General features: G+C 70.6%; 21 protein-coding genes and 1 pseudogene. 12 read left to right on the top strand and 10 right to left on the bottom strand.

Annotation, left to right across the window (positions count from 1 at the left end):
* Positions 1-19 precede the first annotated feature (19 nt).
* Both ACK4JY_RS07920 and map read left to right on the top strand, forming a co-directional pair.
* Complete coding sequence (locus ACK4JY_RS07920; RefSeq protein ID WP_409604464.1) at positions 20-232, top strand: ParD-like family protein; 213 nt, start codon at positions 20-22, stop codon at positions 230-232.
* Positions 229-1,044, top strand: coding sequence for a type I methionyl aminopeptidase (gene map / locus ACK4JY_RS07915; protein WP_409604463.1), 816 nt, complete (start codon positions 229-231; stop codon positions 1,042-1,044). Before ACK4JY_RS07920 ends, map begins: the two co-directional genes overlap by 4 nt.
* Here map and ACK4JY_RS07910 read toward each other — a convergent pair.
* The gene (locus ACK4JY_RS07910; RefSeq protein ID WP_409604461.1) at positions 1,031-1,552 is read right to left on the bottom strand and encodes an ion channel; all 522 of its coding nucleotides are present in this window, start codon (positions 1,550-1,552) and stop codon (positions 1,031-1,033) included. The two genes, map and ACK4JY_RS07910, sit on opposite strands and share 14 nt — an antisense overlap.
* A gap of 49 nt (positions 1,553-1,601) precedes the next feature.
* On the opposite strand from ACK4JY_RS07910, the gene ACK4JY_RS07905 reads away from it, so the two are divergent.
* Positions 1,602-2,183, top strand: coding sequence for a class I SAM-dependent methyltransferase (locus ACK4JY_RS07905; protein ID WP_409604459.1), 582 nt, complete (start codon positions 1,602-1,604; stop codon positions 2,181-2,183).
* A gap of 22 nt (positions 2,184-2,205) precedes the next feature.
* On the opposite strand, the gene ACK4JY_RS07900 is transcribed toward ACK4JY_RS07905, so the two are convergent.
* Positions 2,206-2,991 (bottom strand): DUF3313 family protein, encoded by a 786-nt coding sequence (locus tag ACK4JY_RS07900; RefSeq protein ID WP_409604457.1) that lies wholly within the window; start codon positions 2,989-2,991, stop codon positions 2,206-2,208.
* Between the two features lie 170 nt (positions 2,992-3,161).
* Here ACK4JY_RS07900 and xseA point away from each other — a divergent pair, with 170 nt between their 5' ends.
* From xseA to ACK4JY_RS07880, 4 genes are all read left to right on the top strand, one after another.
* Entirely contained in the window at positions 3,162-4,772 is a 1,611-nt protein-coding gene (xseA, locus tag ACK4JY_RS07895) for an exodeoxyribonuclease VII large subunit (RefSeq protein WP_409604455.1), read from the top strand.
* 46 nt (positions 4,773-4,818) lie between these two features.
* Entirely contained in the window at positions 4,819-5,019 is a 201-nt protein-coding gene (locus tag ACK4JY_RS07890; RefSeq protein ID WP_409604453.1) for a DUF2093 domain-containing protein, read from the top strand.
* Positions 5,016-5,858 (top strand): M23 family metallopeptidase, encoded by an 843-nt coding sequence (locus tag ACK4JY_RS07885; protein WP_409604451.1) that lies wholly within the window; start codon positions 5,016-5,018, stop codon positions 5,856-5,858. The genes ACK4JY_RS07890 and ACK4JY_RS07885 overlap by 4 nt, the downstream gene beginning before the upstream one ends.
* 113 nt (positions 5,859-5,971) lie before the next feature.
* Complete coding sequence (locus tag ACK4JY_RS07880; RefSeq protein WP_409604449.1) at positions 5,972-6,502, top strand: response regulator; 531 nt, start codon at positions 5,972-5,974, stop codon at positions 6,500-6,502.
* Here ACK4JY_RS07880 and ACK4JY_RS07875 read toward each other — a convergent pair whose 3' ends face one another.
* From ACK4JY_RS07875 to ACK4JY_RS07860, 4 genes are read right to left on the bottom strand one after another with little or no spacing between them, the layout of a single operon-like run.
* Positions 6,503-7,462, bottom strand: coding sequence for a lysophospholipid acyltransferase family protein (locus tag ACK4JY_RS07875; protein ID WP_409604447.1), 960 nt, complete (start codon positions 7,460-7,462; stop codon positions 6,503-6,505).
* A 4-nt stretch (positions 7,463-7,466) separates the two neighbouring features.
* Positions 7,467-8,429, bottom strand: coding sequence for a glycosyltransferase family 9 protein (locus tag ACK4JY_RS07870; protein ID WP_409604445.1), 963 nt, complete (start codon positions 8,427-8,429; stop codon positions 7,467-7,469).
* Positions 8,419-8,799, bottom strand: a complete 381-nt coding sequence (locus ACK4JY_RS07865; RefSeq protein WP_409604443.1) for a DUF6165 family protein — start codon at positions 8,797-8,799, stop codon at positions 8,419-8,421. The genes ACK4JY_RS07870 and ACK4JY_RS07865 overlap by 11 nt, the downstream gene beginning before the upstream one ends.
* 48 nt (positions 8,800-8,847) lie before the next feature.
* Complete coding sequence (locus ACK4JY_RS07860) at positions 8,848-9,618, bottom strand: SDR family NAD(P)-dependent oxidoreductase (RefSeq protein ID WP_409604442.1); 771 nt, start codon at positions 9,616-9,618, stop codon at positions 8,848-8,850.
* Positions 9,619-9,726: 108 nt separating this feature from the next.
* Here ACK4JY_RS07860 and ACK4JY_RS07855 point away from each other — a divergent pair, with 108 nt between their 5' ends.
* Positions 9,727-10,995: an EAL domain-containing protein gene (locus tag ACK4JY_RS07855; protein ID WP_409604440.1), complete on the top strand. Its 1,269-nt coding sequence runs from the start codon at positions 9,727-9,729 to the stop codon at positions 10,993-10,995.
* 240 nt (positions 10,996-11,235) lie between these two features.
* On the opposite strand, the gene ACK4JY_RS07850 is transcribed toward ACK4JY_RS07855, so the two are convergent.
* Positions 11,236-11,580, bottom strand: coding sequence for a YMGG-like glycine zipper-containing protein (locus tag ACK4JY_RS07850; protein ID WP_409604438.1), 345 nt, complete (start codon positions 11,578-11,580; stop codon positions 11,236-11,238).
* Positions 11,581-12,416: 836 nt separating this feature from the next.
* Between ACK4JY_RS07850 and ACK4JY_RS07845 the strand changes: the two genes are divergently transcribed.
* Genes ACK4JY_RS07845 through ACK4JY_RS07835 form a run of 3 tightly spaced genes read left to right on the top strand, consistent with a single transcriptional unit; the run spans position 12,417 to position 14,733 of the window.
* Positions 12,417-13,286: a TIGR01459 family HAD-type hydrolase gene (locus ACK4JY_RS07845; protein ID WP_409604436.1), complete on the top strand. Its 870-nt coding sequence runs from the start codon at positions 12,417-12,419 to the stop codon at positions 13,284-13,286.
* 29 nt (positions 13,287-13,315) lie between these two features.
* Entirely contained in the window at positions 13,316-13,774 is a 459-nt protein-coding gene (locus ACK4JY_RS07840) for a MaoC family dehydratase (RefSeq protein WP_409604434.1), read from the top strand.
* Positions 13,775-13,785: 11 nt separating this feature from the next.
* Entirely contained in the window at positions 13,786-14,733 is a 948-nt protein-coding gene (locus tag ACK4JY_RS07835; protein ID WP_409604432.1) for a bifunctional riboflavin kinase/FAD synthetase, read from the top strand.
* Here the strand turns inward: ACK4JY_RS07835 and ACK4JY_RS07830 are convergent.
* Positions 14,663-15,343 (bottom strand): AAA family ATPase, encoded by a 681-nt coding sequence (locus ACK4JY_RS07830; RefSeq protein WP_409604430.1) that lies wholly within the window; start codon positions 15,341-15,343, stop codon positions 14,663-14,665. The two genes, ACK4JY_RS07835 and ACK4JY_RS07830, sit on opposite strands and share 71 nt — an antisense overlap.
* On the bottom strand, positions 15,324-15,566 hold the full coding sequence (locus ACK4JY_RS07825) for a hypothetical protein (RefSeq protein WP_409604428.1): 243 nt from the start codon (positions 15,564-15,566) through the stop codon (positions 15,324-15,326). Before ACK4JY_RS07825 ends, ACK4JY_RS07830 begins: the two co-directional genes overlap by 20 nt.
* Positions 15,567-15,777: 211 nt before the next feature.
* Here ACK4JY_RS07825 and ileS point away from each other — a divergent pair, with 211 nt between their 5' ends.
* Positions 15,778-18,705, top strand: a complete 2,928-nt coding sequence (ileS, locus tag ACK4JY_RS07820) for an isoleucine--tRNA ligase (protein ID WP_409604426.1) — start codon at positions 15,778-15,780, stop codon at positions 18,703-18,705.
* 35 nt (positions 18,706-18,740) lie between these two features.
* On the opposite strand, the pseudogene ACK4JY_RS07815 reads toward ileS, so the two are convergent.
* Positions 18,741-19,301, bottom strand: a pseudogene (locus tag ACK4JY_RS07815) (peptidase M56); the annotation flags it as partial.

The raw sequence follows: 19,301 nt of genomic DNA, 5'->3' as shown, positions 1-19,301 counted from the left end.
GTATATTCAGGAGCGCCCCATGGGCATCGTCAACATCGAGGACGAGCTGCACGAACAGCTGCGCCGCGCCAGCCGCGCCTCGTGCCGCTCGATCAACGCCCAGGCCGCCTTCTGGATCAAGCTGGGCATGCTGTGCGAACTCAACCCCGGCCTGACCTTACAGGAGCTGGTCGCGCGCGAGCTCAGGGCCGCCGGCGTCGACGCCGTCCTCCCGGCCGCCGCCGCCGCATGACCAAGACCCCGGCCGAGCTTGAGCTGATGGCCGAATCCGGCCGCCTGCTGGCCTCGGTCTTCACCTGGCTCGACACCCTGCCCCTCGCCGGGATGAGCACGCTCGAGATCAACGACAGGGTCGAGGCCTTCATCGTCAACCAGCTCGGCGCCCGCCCGGCCAGCAAGGGCCAGTATGGCTACGGCTTCGTGCTGAACAGTTCGCGCAACCATGTCGTCTGTCACGGCGTGCCGTCGGCAGACGAAATCCTCGCCGACGGCGACATCGTCAATCTCGACATCACCCTCGAGAAGAACGGCTTCATCGCCGACTCCAGCAAGACGTATCTGATCGGCGCGGTGACGCCGGCCGCGCGCCGATTGGTCGGCGCCACCCGCGAGGCGCTGTGGAAGGGCATCCGCGCCGTCCGTCCGGGCGCGCGCCTCGGCGACATCGGCCACGCCATCGAGCGCCACGCCAAACAGAAGGGCTATTCGGTCGTGCGCGACTACTGCGGCCACGGCATCGGCCGCGAGATGCACGAGCCGCCGCAGGTGCTGCATTTCGGCAAGGCCGGAACCGGCCTGACCCTGCGCGAGGGCATGGTCTTCACCATCGAGCCGATGCTGAACCAGGGCGTTCGCTCGGTCCGCACCGAGGACGACGGCTGGACCGTCGTCACCACCGACGGCAAGCTCTCGGCCCAGTTCGAACACACGGTGGCGGTGACCCGCGACGGGGTGCGGGTGCTGACCCTGCGACCGGACGAGACGGGACCGGCCGCGAGCCGCCCCGGTCGGTCATCGACGCGCCGGCCGGTCAGCCCGGCATGAGCCGGTTCACCTTGCTGACGATGAAGGCGGTGGACCAGCCGATCAGGAGGAAGCCGATCAGGGCCTCGATCGCCCCCATCAGTCGCCAGTCGGCCGGGAAGTAGTCGGCGGTCCGCCCCAGCGTGGCGTAGGTCGAGGCGGAGTAGTACAGCGCCTCCTCGACGGTCTGCATCGCATCGATCAGCAGATAGAAGGCGGCGAAAATCCCGATCTCCACCGTGTGCAGAACGAGCAGCGACAGACCCATCGCCGACAGCAGCGAGATGCTCTTGACGCTGAAGTCCATCTCCTTGAGGCGCTCTTTCCTGAGGTTGAGAAGCTTGGAAATCCCCGTCAGCCCCAGCGCGTGAACGACCGTCATCACCAGCATCATGCCGCCGGACGCCGCCAGCTGCTTGCCAAGGGTGACGGTCTGGACGCTTTCTTCAACCACGCCGGACGAATGCCGCCGCCGCCGGTTCGTTCCTGACCGACCGCCCGCCTCCACCGCACCGGCCAGTTCCACCATCCCGGGAGCCCTCGCGGTTCCCCGTCCCGGTCATGCTAGCCTCGCCCCCATGACACCCGACCCCTCCCGCGGCTGGGACGCGATCGCGCGCCGGTTCATCGCCGCCCGTTCCGACATCGGCGCCGACGTCGTCCGACACTGGGCGACACGGCTGCCCCCCGGCGCCGCCGTTCTCGACGTCGGCTGCGGCTCGGGAGCCCCTGTTGGCGAGACCCTCGTCGCGGCCGGTTTCGCGGTCTTCGGCGTCGACGCCTCGCCGACTCTCGTCGCCGAATTCCGCCGCCGCCTGCCCTCGGCCGAGGTGGCCTGCGAGCCGGCCGAGACCAGCCGTCTGTTCGACCGCCGCTTCGACGGCGCCCTCGCCGTCGGCCTGTTGTTCCTGCTCCCGGCCGAAGACCAGCGCGCCGTCATCGCCCGGATCGCCCGCGCTCTCGAGCCGGGCGGACGCTTTCTGTTCAGCGCCCCGCGACAGGCCTGCCAATGGACCGACAGCCTGACGCGCCAGCCCTCCGAATCGCTCGGCGAGGATGAGTACCGGCGCGCGCTCCAACAGGCGGGCCTGCGCCCGTCCGGCCACTACGACGACGGCGGCGGCAACCACTATTTCGACGCCGTGCGGGCGACGGCGTAGCGGTCGGCCGGTGCCGGTCCGGCTATTTCGCCGGCTGCGGCTTCACGCCCTGGGTCTCGGGCACATACAGGCCGGTGACGAAACGGGTGATGAAGCCGCCCGGCTGCTCACGCGGCCCGAAATGGGCGCAGGGATCCGGGTCGGCTACCGGCCGGGCCTCGCGGCCTTCCGGGGCGAAGCTCTCGCCGACCTGGTCGCCGAACACCTCGGCGAACTGCAGCGCGTCGCCGACGCGCGACAGCGACGGACTGTCCGTCCCCACGACATTGGCCGAGCGCGCCCAGGCGAGGGCCGCGGCCTGGGTCCCGTCGATGGTCACCAGCTCGGCCTCGGCCGCCAGCATGCCGGTGGAGCCCGGCGGCCGGAGGCCGATCGGCCCGGGAATGAAGGCGCTGGCCACGGCCGAAAGCCCCGAGCCGACGGTCCCGGTCGGCTCGATCCGCGTCACGGCGATGCGCGCTGTCGCCGCGTCGGCGGCCCGTTCGGGCAGCAGGGTGAAGCGCCGGCTCAGCTCGTAGCAGACCTGCCGGTCGACCTCGCCCAGCACCAGGGCCACATCGCCCGGCGCCACGCCTTCCGCCGCGCCTTCGGTCAGCTGCGCCGGCGCGATGAACAATCGCTCGATCGCCGCCGCCGCGCCCTCGTCACGCCGGTCGCGCACCGACACCCGCAGCGTGCCCTCCTTGGTCTCCAGCCCGTCATAGGTCGACAGAAAGCCGGCATTGGCCGCCGGCGCTGTCTGGCAGGCCCCGAGCGCGGCCGCGCCGGCCATCAGCAGCAGCAGCGGGGCGGATGTCGAAGGGCTCATGAAAACTATCCTGCGGCTGCGAAAGGGCCGCCCTGTCGCAACGGCGGCGGCGCGGGGCGGTTCCGCCCACGGGGCGGGCGGCGCACCGGCGGCGCCGGCGAGGAGCGGATTTCAGGCCGCCGGCCCACTGGCCGGTTCCCGTCATCGCCGCCCCCAGCTAGTCTCGTCCGATGAGCGACGACTCCTACGTCTTCGAGAGCCCGGCGAATCAACCGGCGGCGCCCCGCGACAACAATCCGCCCCAGACGGTCTCGGAACTGTCCTTCGCCCTCAAGCGCACGCTCGAGGACCGTTTCGGCCATGTCCGGCTGCGCGGCGAGATCTCCAAGGTCAATCGCCACGCCTCGGGCCACGTCTATCTGACGCTCAAGGACGACAAGGCGGCCATCGACGGCGTGGTCTGGAAGGGCCAGGCCCGCGGCCTCGGCGTCCAGCCCGAGACCGGGCTGGAGGTCATCGTCACCGGCAAGATCACCTCCTACCCGGCCCGCTCCTCGTACCAGATCGTCATCGAGACCATGGAGGCCGCCGGCGCCGGGGCCCTGCTGGCCCAGCTGGAGCGGCTCAAGGTCAAACTGCAGGGCGAGGGCCTGTTCGACCCGGCGCGCAAACAGCCGATCCCGACCTTCCCCGCCGTCATCGGCGTCATCACCAGCCCGACCGGGGCCGTGATCCGCGACATCCTGCACCGCATCGCCGAGCGCTGGCCGTGCCGGGTCATCGTCTGGCCGGTCGTGGTCCAGGGCGACGCCGCCTGCGGCCAGGTCGCCAACGCCATCCGCGGCTTCGACGCCATGACCCCCGGCGGCGCCCTCCCGCGCCCCGACCTGCTGATCGTCGCCCGCGGCGGCGGCTCGGTCGAGGACCTGTGGTGCTTCAATGACGAGGGTCTGGCCCGCGTCGTCGCCGCCGCCCGCATCCCGATCATCTCCGCCGTCGGGCACGAGACCGACACCACCCTGATCGACTTCGTCTCCGACCGCCGCGCCCCGACCCCGACCGGCGCGGCCGAGATCGCCACGCCGGTGCTGGCCGACCTGCGCGCCGCCGTGCTCGACCTCGACCGCCGCCTGGTCCGCGCCGGCGGCCGGCTGATCGAGGAGCGCCGCACCCGGCTGCGCGCCGTCGAGCGCGGCCTGCCGGCCCGCCCCGAGGACCTGCTGGCCCTGCCGCGCCAGCGCCTCGACCACGCCGCCAGCCGCCTTGGCTCGGGCCTGCAGCGCAATGTGGCGGTGCATGAGCGCCAGCTGATCACCATCGCCGGCCGTCTGTCGCGCGGATTGCTGGACCGGGCGCTGGAACGCCGCCGCGATCGCCTCACGGCCTTCGGCGACCGCCTGCCCTCGGCCCTGAACAAGCACATCGCCGCCCACCAGACCGCCCTGCTGCGCGTCTCCGCCCGCCTGTCGCCCGAACCGCTGCGACGACGGCTCGACCAGCGCGCCGCCCGTCTGGACGCGGTCGGCGCCCGACTGAAGCCGCTCCTCTCCGGGCGTCTGCAAAAAGACACGGCCAGCCTCGCGGCCCTCGGTCGCGCCCTCGCCTCGCTCGACCCCGGCCGGCCCAAGCCCGGCTTCGCCCGGGTCGAGGACGCCGACCGCAACTGGCTGACGTCCGCCGCCGCCCTCCTGCCCGGTCAGGCCGTCCGCCTCGTCTTCGGCGACGGCGCCCGCGACGCCCATGTCGACGGCGACGGCGACGCCCCGCCCGCGCCGCGTCCCAAACCGACCGCAGCTCCCCGCCCCAAGGCCCCGCCGCCGGGCCAGGGCGACCTGTTCTGACCGCCCGGCCCTTGTCCCCGTCGGCCGCGCCGGGCTAGCCTGCCGCATGGTCGATAAAGACGCCGGTCCCGCCACCCTCCACTATGCCCACGGCGAATTCGCCGTGCTCAAGGCCGGGCGCTTTGCGACCTGCGCCGTCACCGGCCGCGCCATCCCGCTTGAGATCCTGCGCTACTGGTCGGTCGAGCGGCAGGAAGCCTACGCCGGTCCCGAAGAGGCGCGGCAGGGCCTCGTCCCGCCGCGATGAGCCCCGACCGCCGCGCCTTCCTTGCCAGAGTCGCGGCGGGCGCCGCCGCCCTGACCGCCGCCGGGTCCGCCCGGGCGCAAGCCGCCGACGACCTTCCCCTGACCGGCCGCTTCGTCCAGGGCGGCCACGCCCTCGGGCAGACCTGGCCGCGGGCCCTGATCTTCGTCGACGGCGAGGCCCTGACCGCCGCCTCGGCCAGCGGCGCCTTCATCGTCGGCTTCGACCGCGACGCCCCCGGCAGCGTCGAGATCGAGGCGCGCGGCGACGGCCGCTCGGCCCGCCGCATCCTCGACATCGCCCCCGGCGACTTCGCCGTAACCCGGGTCGACGGCCTGCCGCCCGCCACGGTGACGCCGACCGATCCCGCCCTGCTCGCGCGCATCGCCCGCGAGGCCGAACTCAAGACCGGAGGCTTCGCCAGCCGGATCGACGCCGACCATTTCCGGCACGGCTTCGCATGGCCCCTGACCGGCTTCCGCGTCACCAGCCGCTGGGGCGCCCAGCGGGTGCTCAACGGCACGCCGGCCCGGCCGCACTACGGCATCGACCTGGCGGCCCCGGCCGGAACGGTGATCCGCGCCCCCGCCGCCGGCCGCGTCACCCTCGCCGAGACCGATCTGCATTTCGAGGGCGGCCTGGTCCTGATCGACCACGGCCAGGGGCTGATCACGGCGTATCTGCACCAGTCCCGCCTCGACGTCCGCGCCGGCCAGGATGTGGCGCGCGGCGACCCGCTCGGCCGCGTCGGCATGAGCGGCCGCGCCACCGGCCCGCACCTGTGCTGGCGTATGAAATGGCGTGACCGCAACCTCGACCCGTCGCTTCTTGTGCACAGTTGAGCGGCCGTAAGCGGTTACGCCGCCCCTGATCGACGGTCGGTCATGGACGGAGCGTCGATCGGTCCCTACCATCCGCCCACCGAGCGCCGAACGCGCCTTTGCGACCTTCCACCATGACGACCTCCCTCTCCGCGATCCAGGTCCTCCTGATCGACGACAATCCGCACATGCGGGCCATCGCCTCGGCGGTTCTGAAATCCGCCGGCATTCGCAAGGTTCTCGAGGCCGGCGACGGCGGCGCCGGCCTGCAGATCCTGCGCGATCACCCCGTCGACCTGGCTCTCGTCGACTACAAGATGTTCCCGCTGGACGGGGTCGAGTTCACCCGCCTCGTCCGCAACAGCCCCGACAGCGCCAACCCCTATCTGCCGATCATCATGATGACCGGCCATTCGGGCAAGGAGCGGGTCTATGAGGCGCGCGACGCCGGCGTCACCGAATTCCTCGCCAAGCCGATCACCGCCAAGGCCGTGCTCGACCGCATCCAGTCGGTGATCTGGAAACCGCGTCCCTTTGTGAAGACCGAAGGCTATTTCGGCCCCGACCGCCGCCGCGTCGCCGCGCCCGGCTACCCCGGTCCCTTCCGCCGCTCCATCGACGCCGCGCGCGAGGCCGTCGAGCCCTCGACCGGCGCCTCCGCCTGATCAGGCCTCGTCGGCCTTGAGGGCGGCGTAGACCCGGTCCGGCCAGCGTTTGTGCACCCAGAACCAGTCGACCGGCGCCTCGCGCACCCGCGCCTCGATGAAGCTGGTTATCGCCTGCACCCCCCGGGCGATGTCGGCCGACCGGTCGCCCGTGGTCTCCAGCGTGATCGGCTCATAGGCCGTCACCCGGAAGCGCACGCCCGGCAACCGCACCACCGACAGCGGCTGCAGCACGGCGCCGAACCGCAGCGCCAGCCGGCTGGGCCCCGGCGCGGCGTTGACCGGTTGGCCGAAGAACATCACCTCCGGCCCCTCGTCGAACTTCTGGTCGTTCATCAGCGCCACCGACTCGCCGCGCGCCAGGCCGGCCAGCAGCTCACGCGCGCCCTCGCCCCCCTTGGGCGCGAACAGCTTGATCCCGTAGCGCGCCCGCGCCGCCCGGATCTGGACGTCGACATAGGGATTGTTGGCGGCGCGATAGGTGATCTGGCACGGAATCCCGGCCCCGACGATGACCGCCGCCTGGGTCTCGATATTGGCGAAATGCCCGCCGACGAACACCACCGGCCGGCCGGAGTCGCGGATCGCCTCCAGCCGCTCGCGCCCGACCACCTCGATCCGGTCCTCGGCGACCAGCCGGTCCATCACCGCCGTCTCGGCGAAGGCGCGCCCGGTCTGCGTCCACTGGTCCAGCGCCAGCTTTTCGCGCTCCGCCGCCGGCATGTCCGGGAAAGCGATGCGCAGGTTCCGCATCACCGTCCTCTGCGTCCCGGTCCGCGGCCCCAGGGTGCGCAGCAGCCAGCCGCCGAGCGCCGAGGCCCGCTCCACCCCCAGCAACCGCATCAGGCCGACGAAGCCGGCGAAGCCGACGCTCTCCAGCCGCCAGATCAGGTCCTGCCGCAGCCGGCCGCCCGGGCCCTTCGCCCGCCGCCGCCCGCCGTCCGGAGTCTCCGCCGCCATGCCGCTATCGTCCGTCGCCGAGCAGTCGGTCCGCCGCCGCGGCGACCTCGTCGACCGTCAAATCGCCCATCTGGTTCTCGGTCGGGCTGACCGTCTTCGACACCTTGCCGAACACCACATCGACGCCCGGCGCCCGCACCGCTGCGGCGCGCTCGCCCCAAGGCCCGTACAGCCGCTCGTCGGTCGGGCCGAACAGGCCCAGGGTCGGCGCCCCCGCCGCCGCCGCCAGATGCATCATGCCCGAGTCATTGCCGACGAACAGGTCGGCGCCCGCCATCAGGGCGGCGGTGGTCAGCAGGTCGGCGCCGGTCATGTCGACGAAGCGGTCCGGCCCCACCGCCGCGCCGATCACCGCCGCCGCCGGCCGGTCCATCGGCCCGCCGGTCGGGGCCACGACCGCCCCCTCCAGCAGGCCGCCCGCCTCAGTCAGCCGCGCCGCCAGGGCGGCGAACCGCTCGACCGGCCAGGCCTTGCCGATCCGCGTCGCCCCCGGCCCGATCACCAGCAGCCGCTTCGCCGTCCGGATCGCCGGCGGCAGGGCCTCGCGCTCGGCCCCGGTCAGCCACACCACCGGCGCCAGCGCCGCCCCGTCGCCGAGAATGCTCGACGCCTCCAGCACCTTGTGCGCGACCCCCACAGACCGGCGCGTCAGCGACCGCGGCCCGTTCAGGAACCGCCCCGCCCCGCTGTTGCGGAAATCATAGATCCTCGCCCAGCGCCGCTTGCGCAGCGCCCACCACAGCTCCAGCCAGTGTTCGCCGCGCTTCTTCTTGGCCAGCGGAATGACCTCGGTCGGGGCCGGCAGATGGCGGAACAGCACGGCCGTGGCCGGCGGACAGACCACCGTCACCGGCGCCCCCGGATGGCGCCGGACGATCTCCGCGATCGCCCCCGTGCTCATGATGAGGTCGCCGATCAGGCTGCCCGTGATGATCAGGACGCCGTCATCGGCCCGCTCACCCCCCATGCGACTTTTCCTCGACCAGGGTCGAGCCGGTCAGCCGGTTGATCTCGCGTTTCAGCGCCGCGCGCTGGTCGTTCTCCTTGTAGACCCGCCGCGCCAGGGCGATGAAGTCGGCGTCGAACCGGCCCTCGCGCTCATGCGCCCGCTTGCCGTCCTCGACATCCCACAGGCCGTCGTTGACGGCCTGCAGCCGGCCGACGAGGTCGTCCAGCGCGGGCGAGGCCGGAATCGCCGTGGCCACCGCCTCCAGTTCCTCCAGCTCGCGCCGCACATTCTCCAGCTGCCCGGCGTCGGACAGCCGCGCGGCCTTGATCTTCAGAATGGTGATCTTGTCGAACAGCTCGCCGACCGAAACCGGAATCCTGATCAGCATGGCGCGTCTTCCCTCATCTGTATGGACCGCCAGCCCGCGCCTGCGGCCTCACCAGGCAATGGTGATGCCGCCGTCCACGACCAGCGTCTGGCCGGTCATATAGGCCGAGGCCGGCGCCGCCAGATAGACCGCCGCCCCGGCGATCTCGTCCGGCTGGCCGATCCGCTTCAGCGGCGCCGGGTCGGTCACCTGTTTCAGCAGCTCGGGGTTCTCCCACAGATATTTGGCGAAGTCGGTCTGCACCAGGCCCGGGGCGATGCAGTTGACCCGCACGTTCGACGGCCCCCACTCGACCGCCAGGTTGCGCGCCAGCTGCATGTCGGCCGCCTTGGAGATGTTGTAGGCGCCGATCAGGGCGTTGCCCCTCAGGCCGCCGATCGACGACACGATGATCACCGACCCGGCCTTCCGCTCCAGCATCTGCGGCGCCACCATCTGGATCAGCCAGTGGTTGGAGACCACGTTGTTCTGCAGGATCTTGCCGAACTGGTCGTCCGAAATCCCCGCCATCGGCCCGGCATAGGGGTTGGAGGCGGCGTTGCAGACCAGGATGTCGATCTTGCCGAAGGCCGCGTTGGTCTCGTCGACCAGCCGCTGCAGCTCTTCCTTCGAGGCGATATTGGCCGGCACGGCGATGGCCCGGCCCTCGCCGTGCTTCGCATTGATGGCGCTGGCGACCTCGTCGCAGGGCCCCGCCTTGCGCGACGAGATCACCACCCGGGCCCCGTGCTCGGCCAGCCGTTCGGCGATGGCCTTGCCGATGCCGCGTGAAGAACCCGTGATGACCGCGACCTGGCCGGTCAGATCGAACAATTCCATCGTTAACCTCGAAGCTTGGGGAGAATCCGTGCAGGAACGCTAGGCGATCTGTCGTGATACCCCGATACTCGGGCGATTCCATCCGGGAACACGGAACAACCGTTTCCAATGCGCGCACTGACCCAGGGCTTTCTGTTCTTCGGCTACCTGTTCCTGTCCCTGACGGTCGGCGCCTTCGTGTGGCGCGCCGGCCTCGGCGCCGGAGCCGGGGCGGCCGCCGGCATCGCCAGCATGGGCCTGCTGCTCGCCGTCCACACCTGGGTCTCCGGCAAGACCGAGCGCGCCGTCCTGAAAAAAGAGATCGACCAGGTCCGCGAGGCCCACCGTCTGCTCGCCGACGCCATGGAGTCGACCCAGGGGGCCCTGACCGAACTGGCCCAGGCCATCGAGACCGGGGCCCTGTCCTCGACCGAACAGCTGTCGGGCGAGGTCCGCATGCTGGAATCCCTGATCCAGCAGATGAGCGAGTCGATTGACCAGCGCATCTCCCAGCCGACCCCGGACAACACCTACGAGGCCCGCCACCGCGAGCAGTCCAACGTCCTGCTGCAGACCATTCACGAGGCCCTCTCCGAGAACCGCGTCGACCTCTACCTCCAGCCGGTGGTCTCCCTGCCGCAGCGCCGCACCATCTTCTACGAGAGCTTCACCCGCCTGCGCGCCGCCGACGATCGCGTCATGATGCCGGCCGAATATCTGTCGGTCGCCGAGGGCGAGGGCCTGGTCCCGGCCATCGACAACCTGCTGCTGTTCCGCTGCGCCCAGATCGTCCGTCGCCTCGCCCGTCAGGACCGCAAGGTCGGCGTCTTCTGCAACGTCGCCCTGTCCTCGCTCGGCGACGAGACCTTCTTCCCCCAGTTCCTCGACTTCCTCAGTGAGAACCGCGACCTCAACCAGGCGCTGATTTTCGAACTGGGCCAGGCCACCTTCGACGCCCGCGGCGCGGTCGAGGCGCGCAACATGGCCAAGCTGGCCGACCTCGGCTTCCGCTTCTCGATCGACAAGGTCCAGACCCTCGATCTCGACTTCGCGGATCTTCAGAGGTCGGACGTCAAATTCATGAAGGTCAGCGCCGACCTGCTGATCGAGACCCTGCTGGACGCCGACGCCGCCTCGGCCCTGCCGGCCCTGCGCGACATTTCCGCCGCCGACTTCGCCGGCGTCACCCGCCGCTACGGCATCGAGCTGATCGCGGAGAAATGCGAGACGGAGCGTCAAATTGTCGACATCCTCGAACTGGACATCTCGGTCGGCCAGGGGCATTTGTTCGGCGAGCCGCGCGCCATCAAGGAAGCCGTTCTCGCCGAAACCGATCCCCCGGCTGATTTCATCCGCTCAACCTTGAGAAGCGCGGATCACCGGAGACGTTTCGGCTAGAACTGATCCCGGCGCGCCACCAACCCATCCTCGCCCGGCGTGTCGCCAGACATCCGCCAAGGCCGATCATCGACCTTCAGGAGATGTCAGTGCGCTGGCTTCGAAAACTCGTCAGGCGTCTGCAATGCAAGCGGCACCGCTGGCGCATCGACCGCCGCTACGAAGGCTGGGAATTCTGCGACCTGTGCCGCGCCCGGCGTCGGGCCCCGGCGGGCAAATAGCCGCCGCGGGCCCGCGCTCTCACCAGCGGCGACCGCCATCCTGCCAGTAGACCCGCTCGCGACCATAGCGGCGGTCTTCATTGTAGCCGCCGAAGCCGTAGCCGCAGGGATCGTCCTCCTCCGACAGGGTATGGCCCAGCAGGGCGCCCGCCGCCGCGCCGATGGCTGCGCCGCGTTCCCGGTCGCCGCTTCCGGCCACCGCCGCGCCGATCGCCGCGCCCAGCACCGCCCCGCTGGCCATGGCCCGTTCCTGGTTGCGGGCGTAGTCGCGCTCGCACGCCGAGGCGTAGTTGTCGGTGCTGGCGCACCCCGCCAGCGTCAGCCCGCACACCGCCGCCGCCGTCACGCCCAACAGATGTCGCATCGCGTTTCTCCCTGAAAGCCCCGCAGGATCAACGGCGGGTCGGCCGGGGCGTTCCGGCGGGAGAGCTGTTCGCATCCTTCTCCCCCTGGGGGAGAAGGCGGCCCGGAGGGCCGGATGAGGGGTGGGCCGGCTCCGAACCGGCTGACAGACGACCTGCCTCAACCATCCCCCTCATCCGTCTCGCTCCCCGAGCCACCTTCTCCCCCAAGGGGAGAAGGAAAGTCGTCGTGACGCTGTGCTTACAATTCGCGAATCTATAGTCTAGTTGTCAGAATATTCTCGCTTACAAACAACGCACTAGCCTTTTCTCGATCCGTTTTGTCTGTACGAGGGCGGGGCTCCCTTAAAATGCGCTCCGTTCCGTCGCACGGGGAGGCGCAGAGGCCTTGCGTGATCTGGCGGCGGGATGTGGAGAAGCGGGGACCCGGTTCCGGCCTGCCATCTGAAGGCAGGCGAACGCCCGGGGTCTGTCCGGCTGAGGAAAAGGCCGGATGCGATGTCAGGGGCGAGGGGGATACTCGCCCGGTCCGGGGACCGTGTCGCAAGCACGGCCCGCCCGCCGGAGGCGCTGCGGTAAGGCGATAAGACCGCCACCCGACGCAAGCTTCCGTTCGCCTCCACGCGGAGCGTCTGTCTGCGTCGAAACGGTAACTCCAACGAACTCCGGGCGCAGGCCCGGCGCTCCGCACGCCTTCCCGCACCGACTGTCCGCAGGCGGCGGAGACCCGTGCCTCCTCCCACACCCCACACCCCGCACCCCACATCCCCAATCCCCAATCCCTCATCCTAATCCCTCATCCCTTCACCCCCTCCCCCGAAACCGCTATCAGCCCGGCATGACCCTCCCCCACGCCCTCTCCGGTCTCGGCGAGATCGCCGCCGACTACGACATCCTGCTCTGCGACGTCTGGGGCGTGATCCACAACGGCCGCGAAAGCTGGCCCGAGGCCTGCGCCGCCCTGACCCGGTTCAATGAACAGGGCGGTCACGTCATCCTGATCTCCAATGCCCCGCGCCCCTCGTCCGACGTGGTGGCCCAGCTGGACCGGCTCGGCGTGCCGCGCGACAGCTGGAAGGCCTTCGTCACCTCGGGCGACGCCACCCGCGCCGAACTGGCCAAACGCGCCCCTGGCCCGGCCTGGATCATCGGCCCGGATCGCGACGGGCCGCTGTACGACGGCCTCGGCCTCGACATCGCCCAGGGCGCCGCCGACGCCGCCTTCATCTCCGTGACCGGCCTGGTCGACGACGAGACCGAGACGCCCGAGGACTACCGCGACCGGCTCGCCGCCGGCGCCGCCCGCGACCTCGAGATGATCTGCGCCAACCCGGATCGCGTGGTCCAGCGCGGCGACCGGCTGATCTATTGCGGCGGCGCCCTCGCCGACCTCTACGAAAGCCTCGGCGGCCGGGTCACCATGGCCGGCAAGCCGTTCGGCCCGATCTACCAGCTGGCCATCGCCGAGGGCGAGCGCCTGCTCGGCCGGCCGGTCAACCGCGCCCGCGTGCTGTGCATCGGCGACGGCGTCGTCACCGATGTGCTCGGCGCCGACAAACAGGCCCTCGACTGCCTGTTCATCGCCCAGGGCATCCACGGCGACGCCGCCCGCGGCCCCGACGGCCGTCTCGACCCCGCCCGCGCCGCCGATCTGCTGAAAGCCGAGACCACATACGCGCGCTACGCCATGCTCGATCTGGCGTGGTGACAGCCTCCAAATCAGGCTAAGCCCCCGGCATGGAACTGGTCACGGCACACCCCTCGGGCGGATACATCCTTGAGGAGCTCCGCGTCGGCATGGCCGCCGAGAAGATCATCCACGTCACCGAACAGCGGATCCAGCTGTTCGCCGAGGCGTCGGACGACTTCAATCCGGTCCACCTCGACGAGGCCTATGCGGCGAAGACGGCCTATCGCGGCCGCATCGCCCACGGCCTGCTCTCGGCCTCATTCGGCTCGGCCGTGGTCGGCACCATCCTGCCCGGCGCCGGCGCCATCTACCTGTCCCAGACGCTCGGCTTCCACCTCCCGGTGCGCATCGGCGACGACGTCGTGGTCCGCATCAGCGTCGTCTCGGTCGATCCCGACACCGCCCGCGTCGAGCTGGCCTGCGAAGGCTTCGTCGACGGCAAGATGATCATGGACGGCATGGCCCTCGTCCGCGTGCCGCGCCGCCGCCGTCCGGCGAAGGACTGAAGGCGGACGGCGTGATCCAGACCGTCACCGACTGGCGCGTCCTGCCCGCCGACCTCAAGGGCGCCGCCGTCGCCATCGGCGCCTTCGACGGCGTCCATCGCGGCCACCAGGCGGTCATCGCCACGGCCCGCGAGGCCGCCCGCGCGCTGGGCGCCCCGCTCGGCGTGGTCAGCTTCGCCCCCCATCCGCGCCGCTGGTTCCAGCCCGACGCCGCCCCCTTCCGCCTGATGACCCCGGCCCAGATGGCCCGGGCGCTCGAGCCGCTCGGCGTCGATCGCCTCTACCTGCTGCCGTTCGACGCCGACATGGCCGCCATGTCCGACCAGGCCTTCGCCCACGAAGTCCTCGCCGGCGGTCTGGGCGTCCGCCACGCCGCCGTCGGCTTCGACTTCACCTATGGCCAGGGCCGCACCGGCTCGCCCGAGGGCCTGCGCCGCCACGGCCAGATGCTCGGCTTCGGCGTCAGCATCGCTGACCGCGTCGATGATCCCGACGGTCTGAAACTCTCGTCCTCGGCGGTCCGCGAAGCCCTCAAGGCCGGAGACATGGCCCGCGCCGCCGCCATCCTCGGCCGCCCCTTCGCCATCGAAGGCGAGGTCGTTCACGGCGACAAGCGCGGCCGCACCATCGGCGTCCCCACCGCCAACATCCGCCTCGGCGACTACATGCGCCCGGCCTACGGGGTCTATGCGACCCGCACCCGCCTGGCCGACGGCCGCCTGATCGACGGCGTCGCCAGCCTCGGCCTGCGCCCGATGTTCGCCCTCGACGAGCCCCTGCTTGAGGTCTGGCTGTTCGACTTCGACGCGGACCTCTACGGCCAGACCGTCGAGACCGAACTGATCGCCCTCCTGCGCGGCGAGCAGACCTTCGCCGACCTCGACGCCCTCAAGGTCCAGATCGACCGGGACGCGGCGGCGGCGCGTCAGGCTCTGCACCGGGAGGCCCGACCCAGGTGAGCTCATCGAACGCAGCCGTGACGGCCTGCGCCATCGCGGGAATGAGGGACTCCCTGATGGTCAGGGCCCCGTCGGCCTTGGTCATTACGAGCTTCGGCTCGGCTCCCGCGTTGTCGAACACATCGACCCGATCCGCCTCGGCGAGGAACCACGAGAACTGCTGGAACGAGCGGGTCCAGCGCGCCCGGATGCGGTCCTCCGGCACGTCGTGGCCGCCCTTCAGCACCCGAACCCGCACCCGCTCCACGTTGAGGTCGGGGTCCGGCAGGAAGACGAAGATCATCCTGACAGCGAAGCCGTGCGCCTTCGCCTCCTTGACCAGCGCCCGGTATTTGTCGGTCGACAGCACGGTCTCGACACCGACGGTCTGGTGCGCGTGCACCGAGGCGTATAGCCAGGCCTCGATCCGCTTGACCGCTTCCAGGTTGGCGTCGACCTGGGGCAGGCCCTCCTGCGCCTCAATGCGACGGGACAGCTCGTCCGGATTGATGATCCAGATCGACCCGGACGGCTCCTCGGCCGAAAGCAGGGAATAGATGGTGCTCTTGCCCGAGCCGTTCGGCCCCGCGACGATCCAGAGCGTGGGCTGCCTATTTGGCCTTCCGGACACCGGACGGCGTCCCCAGCAGAGCCTTGTTCTCGCGCCGCGCGGCCGCGACATTGCGGCCGAACACGTAAAGCAGGTCTTCGCCGAAGGTCGGGCTATTGGCCTCGATAGACCGGATCGTCACCTTTTCGCCATTGGCCGCCGTCACGCGCTTGGACGTCACGCCCTTGGGCTTGCGGCCCGGCCGGCTGGAGGCCGGAATACGCTGGATGGTGATATCGGTCATGACCCCCTGAATATCAGCCCCGACAGGAGGGTTGGCAAGGGGTCGGCTGGCGTTGGGACCGACCGCCTGCTAGACCGCCCGAACCATGACCGTCCGCGTGTTTCGCCTGATTTCAATTCGCCGCCCGGCGTAGCGCCGCAGGGCCGATGCCCCGCGCTCGCCGGGACATTGAACTCCACGCGAACGATCACACACGACGAAACGAGACTTCATGGCTGACGCCCCCAAGACCGGTGAAGACACCCCTCCCGCCCGCGACTACCGCGAAACCGTCTTCCTGCCCGAGACCCCCTTCCCCATGCGCGGCGGCCTGCCGCAAAAGGAGCCGGCGATCATCGAGGCGTGGGGCGACCTCTACACCGCCCTGCGCAAACAGCGTCAGGCCGAGGGCGCGCCCCTCTACGTCCTCCACGACGGCCCGCCCTACGCCAACGGCGACATCCACATCGGTCACGCCCTCAACAAGACGCTGAAGGATTTCGTCGTCCGCAGCCGCTTCCTGCTCGGAAACGACGTCGACTACGTCCCCGGCTGGGACTGCCACGGCCTGCCGATCGAGTGGAAGATCGAGGAGCGCTACCGCGCCCAGGGCAAGCGCAAGGACGAGGTCTCCAAGGCCGAGTTCCGCCAGGCCTGCCGCGAATACGCCGCCGGCTGGATCGACGTGCAGCGCGACCAGTTCAAACGCCTCGGCATCCTCGGCGACTGGGACCATCGCTACGCCACGATGGACTTCACCACCGAGGCCGCCATCGTCGCCGAATTCCACAAGTTCAAGAACTCGGGCCAGCTCTACCGCGGCTCCAAACCCGTCATGTGGTCGCCGGTCGAACGCACCGCCCTGGCCGACGCCGAGATCGAATACCACGACCACGTCAGCCCGACGATCTGGGTCAAATTCCCGGTCGTCGCCGCCACTGACGACCATCCCGACGACCTCCTTTCGTTCCGCAGCGCCAATCCGTCGGTCGTCATCTGGACCACCACGCCCTGGACCATCCCGGCCAACCGCGCCATCAGCTACGGCCCCGAGATCGCCTATGGCCTCTATGAGGTCACGGCCATGGAGACCGGGCTCGAGTTCGAGCCTTGGGCCAAACCCGGCGACCGCCTGATCGTCGCCGACAAACTGGCGGAAGAAGTCTTCAAGGCCGCGAAGATCGCCAGCTGGGCCCGCATCGACGACCTGAACCCGTCGGGCCTCGAATGCGCCCACCCGCTGGCGGCGCTGTCGTCCGGCTACGGCTACTCCGTGCCCCTGCTGGCCGGCGACCACGTCACCGACGACGCCGGCACCGGCTTCGTCCATACCGCCCCCGGCCACGGCGCCGACGACTTCGAGGTGTGGAAGGCCCACGGCCATCACGAGGTCCCCGACACCGTCGATCCCGACGGCGCCTACTACCCCTCCGTCCCCCTCTTTGCCGGCCTCAAGGTGCTGGAGACCGAGGGCAAGAAGACCGGCAAATTCGGCCCCGCCAATGGCGCCGTGATGGAAAAGCTGATCGAGGCCGGAAACCTGCTGGCGCGCGGCCGGATGGAGCACTCCTATCCGCACAGCTGGCGCTCGAAGGCCCCGGTCATCTTCCGCAACACGCCGCAGTGGTTCATCCGCATGGACCAGCCGCTGAAGGACGACGGAACCCTGCGCGAGCGCGCCCTGTCGGCCATCGACGCCACGGCCTTCCACCCGGCGGCCGGCAAGAATCGCATCCGCACCATGGTCGAGAGCCGTCCCGACTGGCTGATCAGCCGCCAGCGCGCCTGGGGCACGCCGCTGGCCATGTTCGTCGACAAGGAGACCGGCCAGCCGCTGCACGACCCCGAGGTCGACGCCCGCATCCTCGCCGCGGTCACCGAAGGCGGGGCCGGCGCCTGGTTCGACCGGCCCGACGTGGACTTCCTCGGCGCCCACGACGCGCAGCGCTACGAGAAGGTCCAGGACATCCTCGACGTCTGGTTCGACTCCGGCTGCACCCACGCCTTCACCCTGGAAGCCCGCGACCCGGCCCACGGCTACGCCGGCGACCGCCCGTCGCACTGGCCCGCCGACCTCTATCTCGAAGGCTCGGACCAGCACCGCGGCTGGTTCCAGTCCAACCTTCTCGAAGGGGCCGGCACCCGCGGCCGCGCCCCCTATGACGCCGTCCTGACCCACGGCTTCACCCAGGACGAGAACGGGGAGAAGATGTCCAAGTCGAAGGGGAACACGACCGACCCCGCGACCATCATCAAGGAATCCGGCGCCGACATCCTGCGTCTGTGGGTCGCCCTGGTCGACTACGCCGAGGACCAGCGGATCGGCAAACAGATCCTGCAGACCACGGTCGACGCCTATCGCAAGCTGCGCAACACCGTCCGCTACCTGCTCGGCGCCCTGGCCGATTTCGAGGAGGCTGAACGCCTGCCCCTCGACCAGATGCCGCCGCTCGAACGCTTCATCCTGCACCGCCTGTGGGAGCTCGACCGCGACGTCCGCAAGGCCTACGCCGAATACCGCTTCCAGGACGTGGTGCGGCCAGTGCTGGAGTTCTGCTCCAACGACCTGTCGGCCCTCTATTTCGACATCCGCAAGGACAGCCTCTACTGCGACCGGCCCGACGCCCTCCGTCGCCGCGCCGCCCGCACCGTCATGCATGAGATCTTCCTGCGCCTGACCGCCTGGCTGGCCCCGCTGACGCCCTTCACCATGGAAGAGGCCTGGACCACCCGCTTCCCCGACGCCGGCTCCAACTGCGCCCGTGTCATCCCGGAGACGCCGGACGACTGGCGCAATCCAGCCGAGGCCGCGCGCTGGGCCAAGGTCGAAACGGTGCTTGAGGTCGTCAACGAGGCGCTGGAAGCCGCCCGTCGCGACAAGATCATCGGCGGCGCGCTCGACGCCTGGCCCGTGGTCACCGGCCCGGCCGACGCCTTCGCCCCGTTCGACGGCCTCGACCCCGCCGAGGTGTTCCGCACCTCGGGCGCCGAACTGGTCACCGGCGGCGACGCCGTCACGGTCGAGGTCTGCCTCGCCGACCATCCGAAATGCGCCCGCTCATGGCGCCGCGTGCCGGACGTCGGCTCGGACCCCGCCTACCCCGACCTCAGCGCCCGCGACGCCGACGCCGTCCGCTGGTGGGACGCCGCCCGCTCATAAGCAAAAGGCCCCGCCGAAGCGGGGCCTGATCGGCGTCAGGTCCGGTCCGCGGCCTGCGCCCGCATCCGCCGGGCCTGCTGCTCCATCTCGTCGGCCTGCTCCGGCAGACGACGCGACAGGGCCAGCAGCTCGGCGTCAGAGACCGTGCTGCCGCGCGCCCGGTTCTCCTCGATCTGCCGCGCCCGATAGGCGGGATCGCGCAGACGGCGGGCCTCTTCCCGCATCTGGCTCGCGCCCCGCTCCATCTCATCCGCGCCCCTGGCCATCTCGACCCGGGCCCGGGCCATGGCGTGGCGAGCCTCCTCCCGGGCGGCCGTCGCGTGGACGCGGGCTTCGGCGGCCTCGGCCCGGGCGCGAGCGCCTTCGGCGCGGGCGGCGCGCGCCTGCTCCCTCGCCTCGGCGGCCTGCACCCGGGCCGCCGAGGCCTCCGCCCTGGACTGCTCGTGGGCGCGGCGCGTCTCCGGATCCATCTCCTCCACCGAATGGTAGACCCGGGTCCGCCCCCCGTCCGTGATCGTTATCCGCGTGCCGTCCTGGACGCGCGGCGGGGGAGGCGGCGCTGGCGGGGCGGGCGGCGCCGGCGGCGCGGGCGGCGC

Source organism: Brevundimonas sp., from assembly GCF_046295595.1.
In the GTDB taxonomy this organism is placed as follows: Bacteria; Pseudomonadota; Alphaproteobacteria; order Caulobacterales; family Caulobacteraceae; genus Brevundimonas.
This window is presented reverse-complemented; position numbering and strand designations above follow the sequence as displayed.

Coding starts and splice junctions, on each gene's coding strand:
- ACK4JY_RS07860 (WP_409604442.1), bottom strand. CDS start 9,618: ATGGAATTGTTCGATCTGACCGGCCAGGTCGCGGTCATCACGGGTTCT.
- ACK4JY_RS07855 (WP_409604440.1), top strand. CDS start 9,727: ATGCGCGCACTGACCCAGGGCTTTCTGTTCTTCGGCTACCTGTTCCTG.
- ACK4JY_RS07910 (WP_409604461.1), bottom strand. CDS start 1,552: ATGGTGGAACTGGCCGGTGCGGTGGAGGCGGGCGGTCGGTCAGGAACG.
- ACK4JY_RS07825 (WP_409604428.1), bottom strand. CDS start 15,566: ATGACCGATATCACCATCCAGCGTATTCCGGCCTCCAGCCGGCCGGGC.
- ACK4JY_RS07900 (WP_409604457.1), bottom strand. CDS start 2,991: ATGAGCCCTTCGACATCCGCCCCGCTGCTGCTGCTGATGGCCGGCGCG.
- ACK4JY_RS07850 (WP_409604438.1), bottom strand. CDS start 11,580: ATGCGACATCTGTTGGGCGTGACGGCGGCGGCGGTGTGCGGGCTGACG.
- ileS (WP_409604426.1), top strand. CDS start 15,778: ATGGCTGACGCCCCCAAGACCGGTGAAGACACCCCTCCCGCCCGCGAC.
- map (WP_409604463.1), top strand. CDS start 229: ATGACCAAGACCCCGGCCGAGCTTGAGCTGATGGCCGAATCCGGCCGC.
- ACK4JY_RS07905 (WP_409604459.1), top strand. CDS start 1,602: ATGACACCCGACCCCTCCCGCGGCTGGGACGCGATCGCGCGCCGGTTC.
- ACK4JY_RS07885 (WP_409604451.1), top strand. CDS start 5,016: ATGAGCCCCGACCGCCGCGCCTTCCTTGCCAGAGTCGCGGCGGGCGCC.
- ACK4JY_RS07845 (WP_409604436.1), top strand. CDS start 12,417: ATGACCCTCCCCCACGCCCTCTCCGGTCTCGGCGAGATCGCCGCCGAC.
- ACK4JY_RS07870 (WP_409604445.1), bottom strand. CDS start 8,429: ATGGGGGGTGAGCGGGCCGATGACGGCGTCCTGATCATCACGGGCAGC.
- ACK4JY_RS07890 (WP_409604453.1), top strand. CDS start 4,819: ATGGTCGATAAAGACGCCGGTCCCGCCACCCTCCACTATGCCCACGGC.
- ACK4JY_RS07920 (WP_409604464.1), top strand. CDS start 20: ATGGGCATCGTCAACATCGAGGACGAGCTGCACGAACAGCTGCGCCGC.
- ACK4JY_RS07875 (WP_409604447.1), bottom strand. CDS start 7,462: ATGGCGGCGGAGACTCCGGACGGCGGGCGGCGGCGGGCGAAGGGCCCG.
- ACK4JY_RS07865 (WP_409604443.1), bottom strand. CDS start 8,799: ATGCTGATCAGGATTCCGGTTTCGGTCGGCGAGCTGTTCGACAAGATC.
- xseA (WP_409604455.1), top strand. CDS start 3,162: ATGAGCGACGACTCCTACGTCTTCGAGAGCCCGGCGAATCAACCGGCG.
- ACK4JY_RS07880 (WP_409604449.1), top strand. CDS start 5,972: ATGACGACCTCCCTCTCCGCGATCCAGGTCCTCCTGATCGACGACAAT.
- ACK4JY_RS07840 (WP_409604434.1), top strand. CDS start 13,316: ATGGAACTGGTCACGGCACACCCCTCGGGCGGATACATCCTTGAGGAG.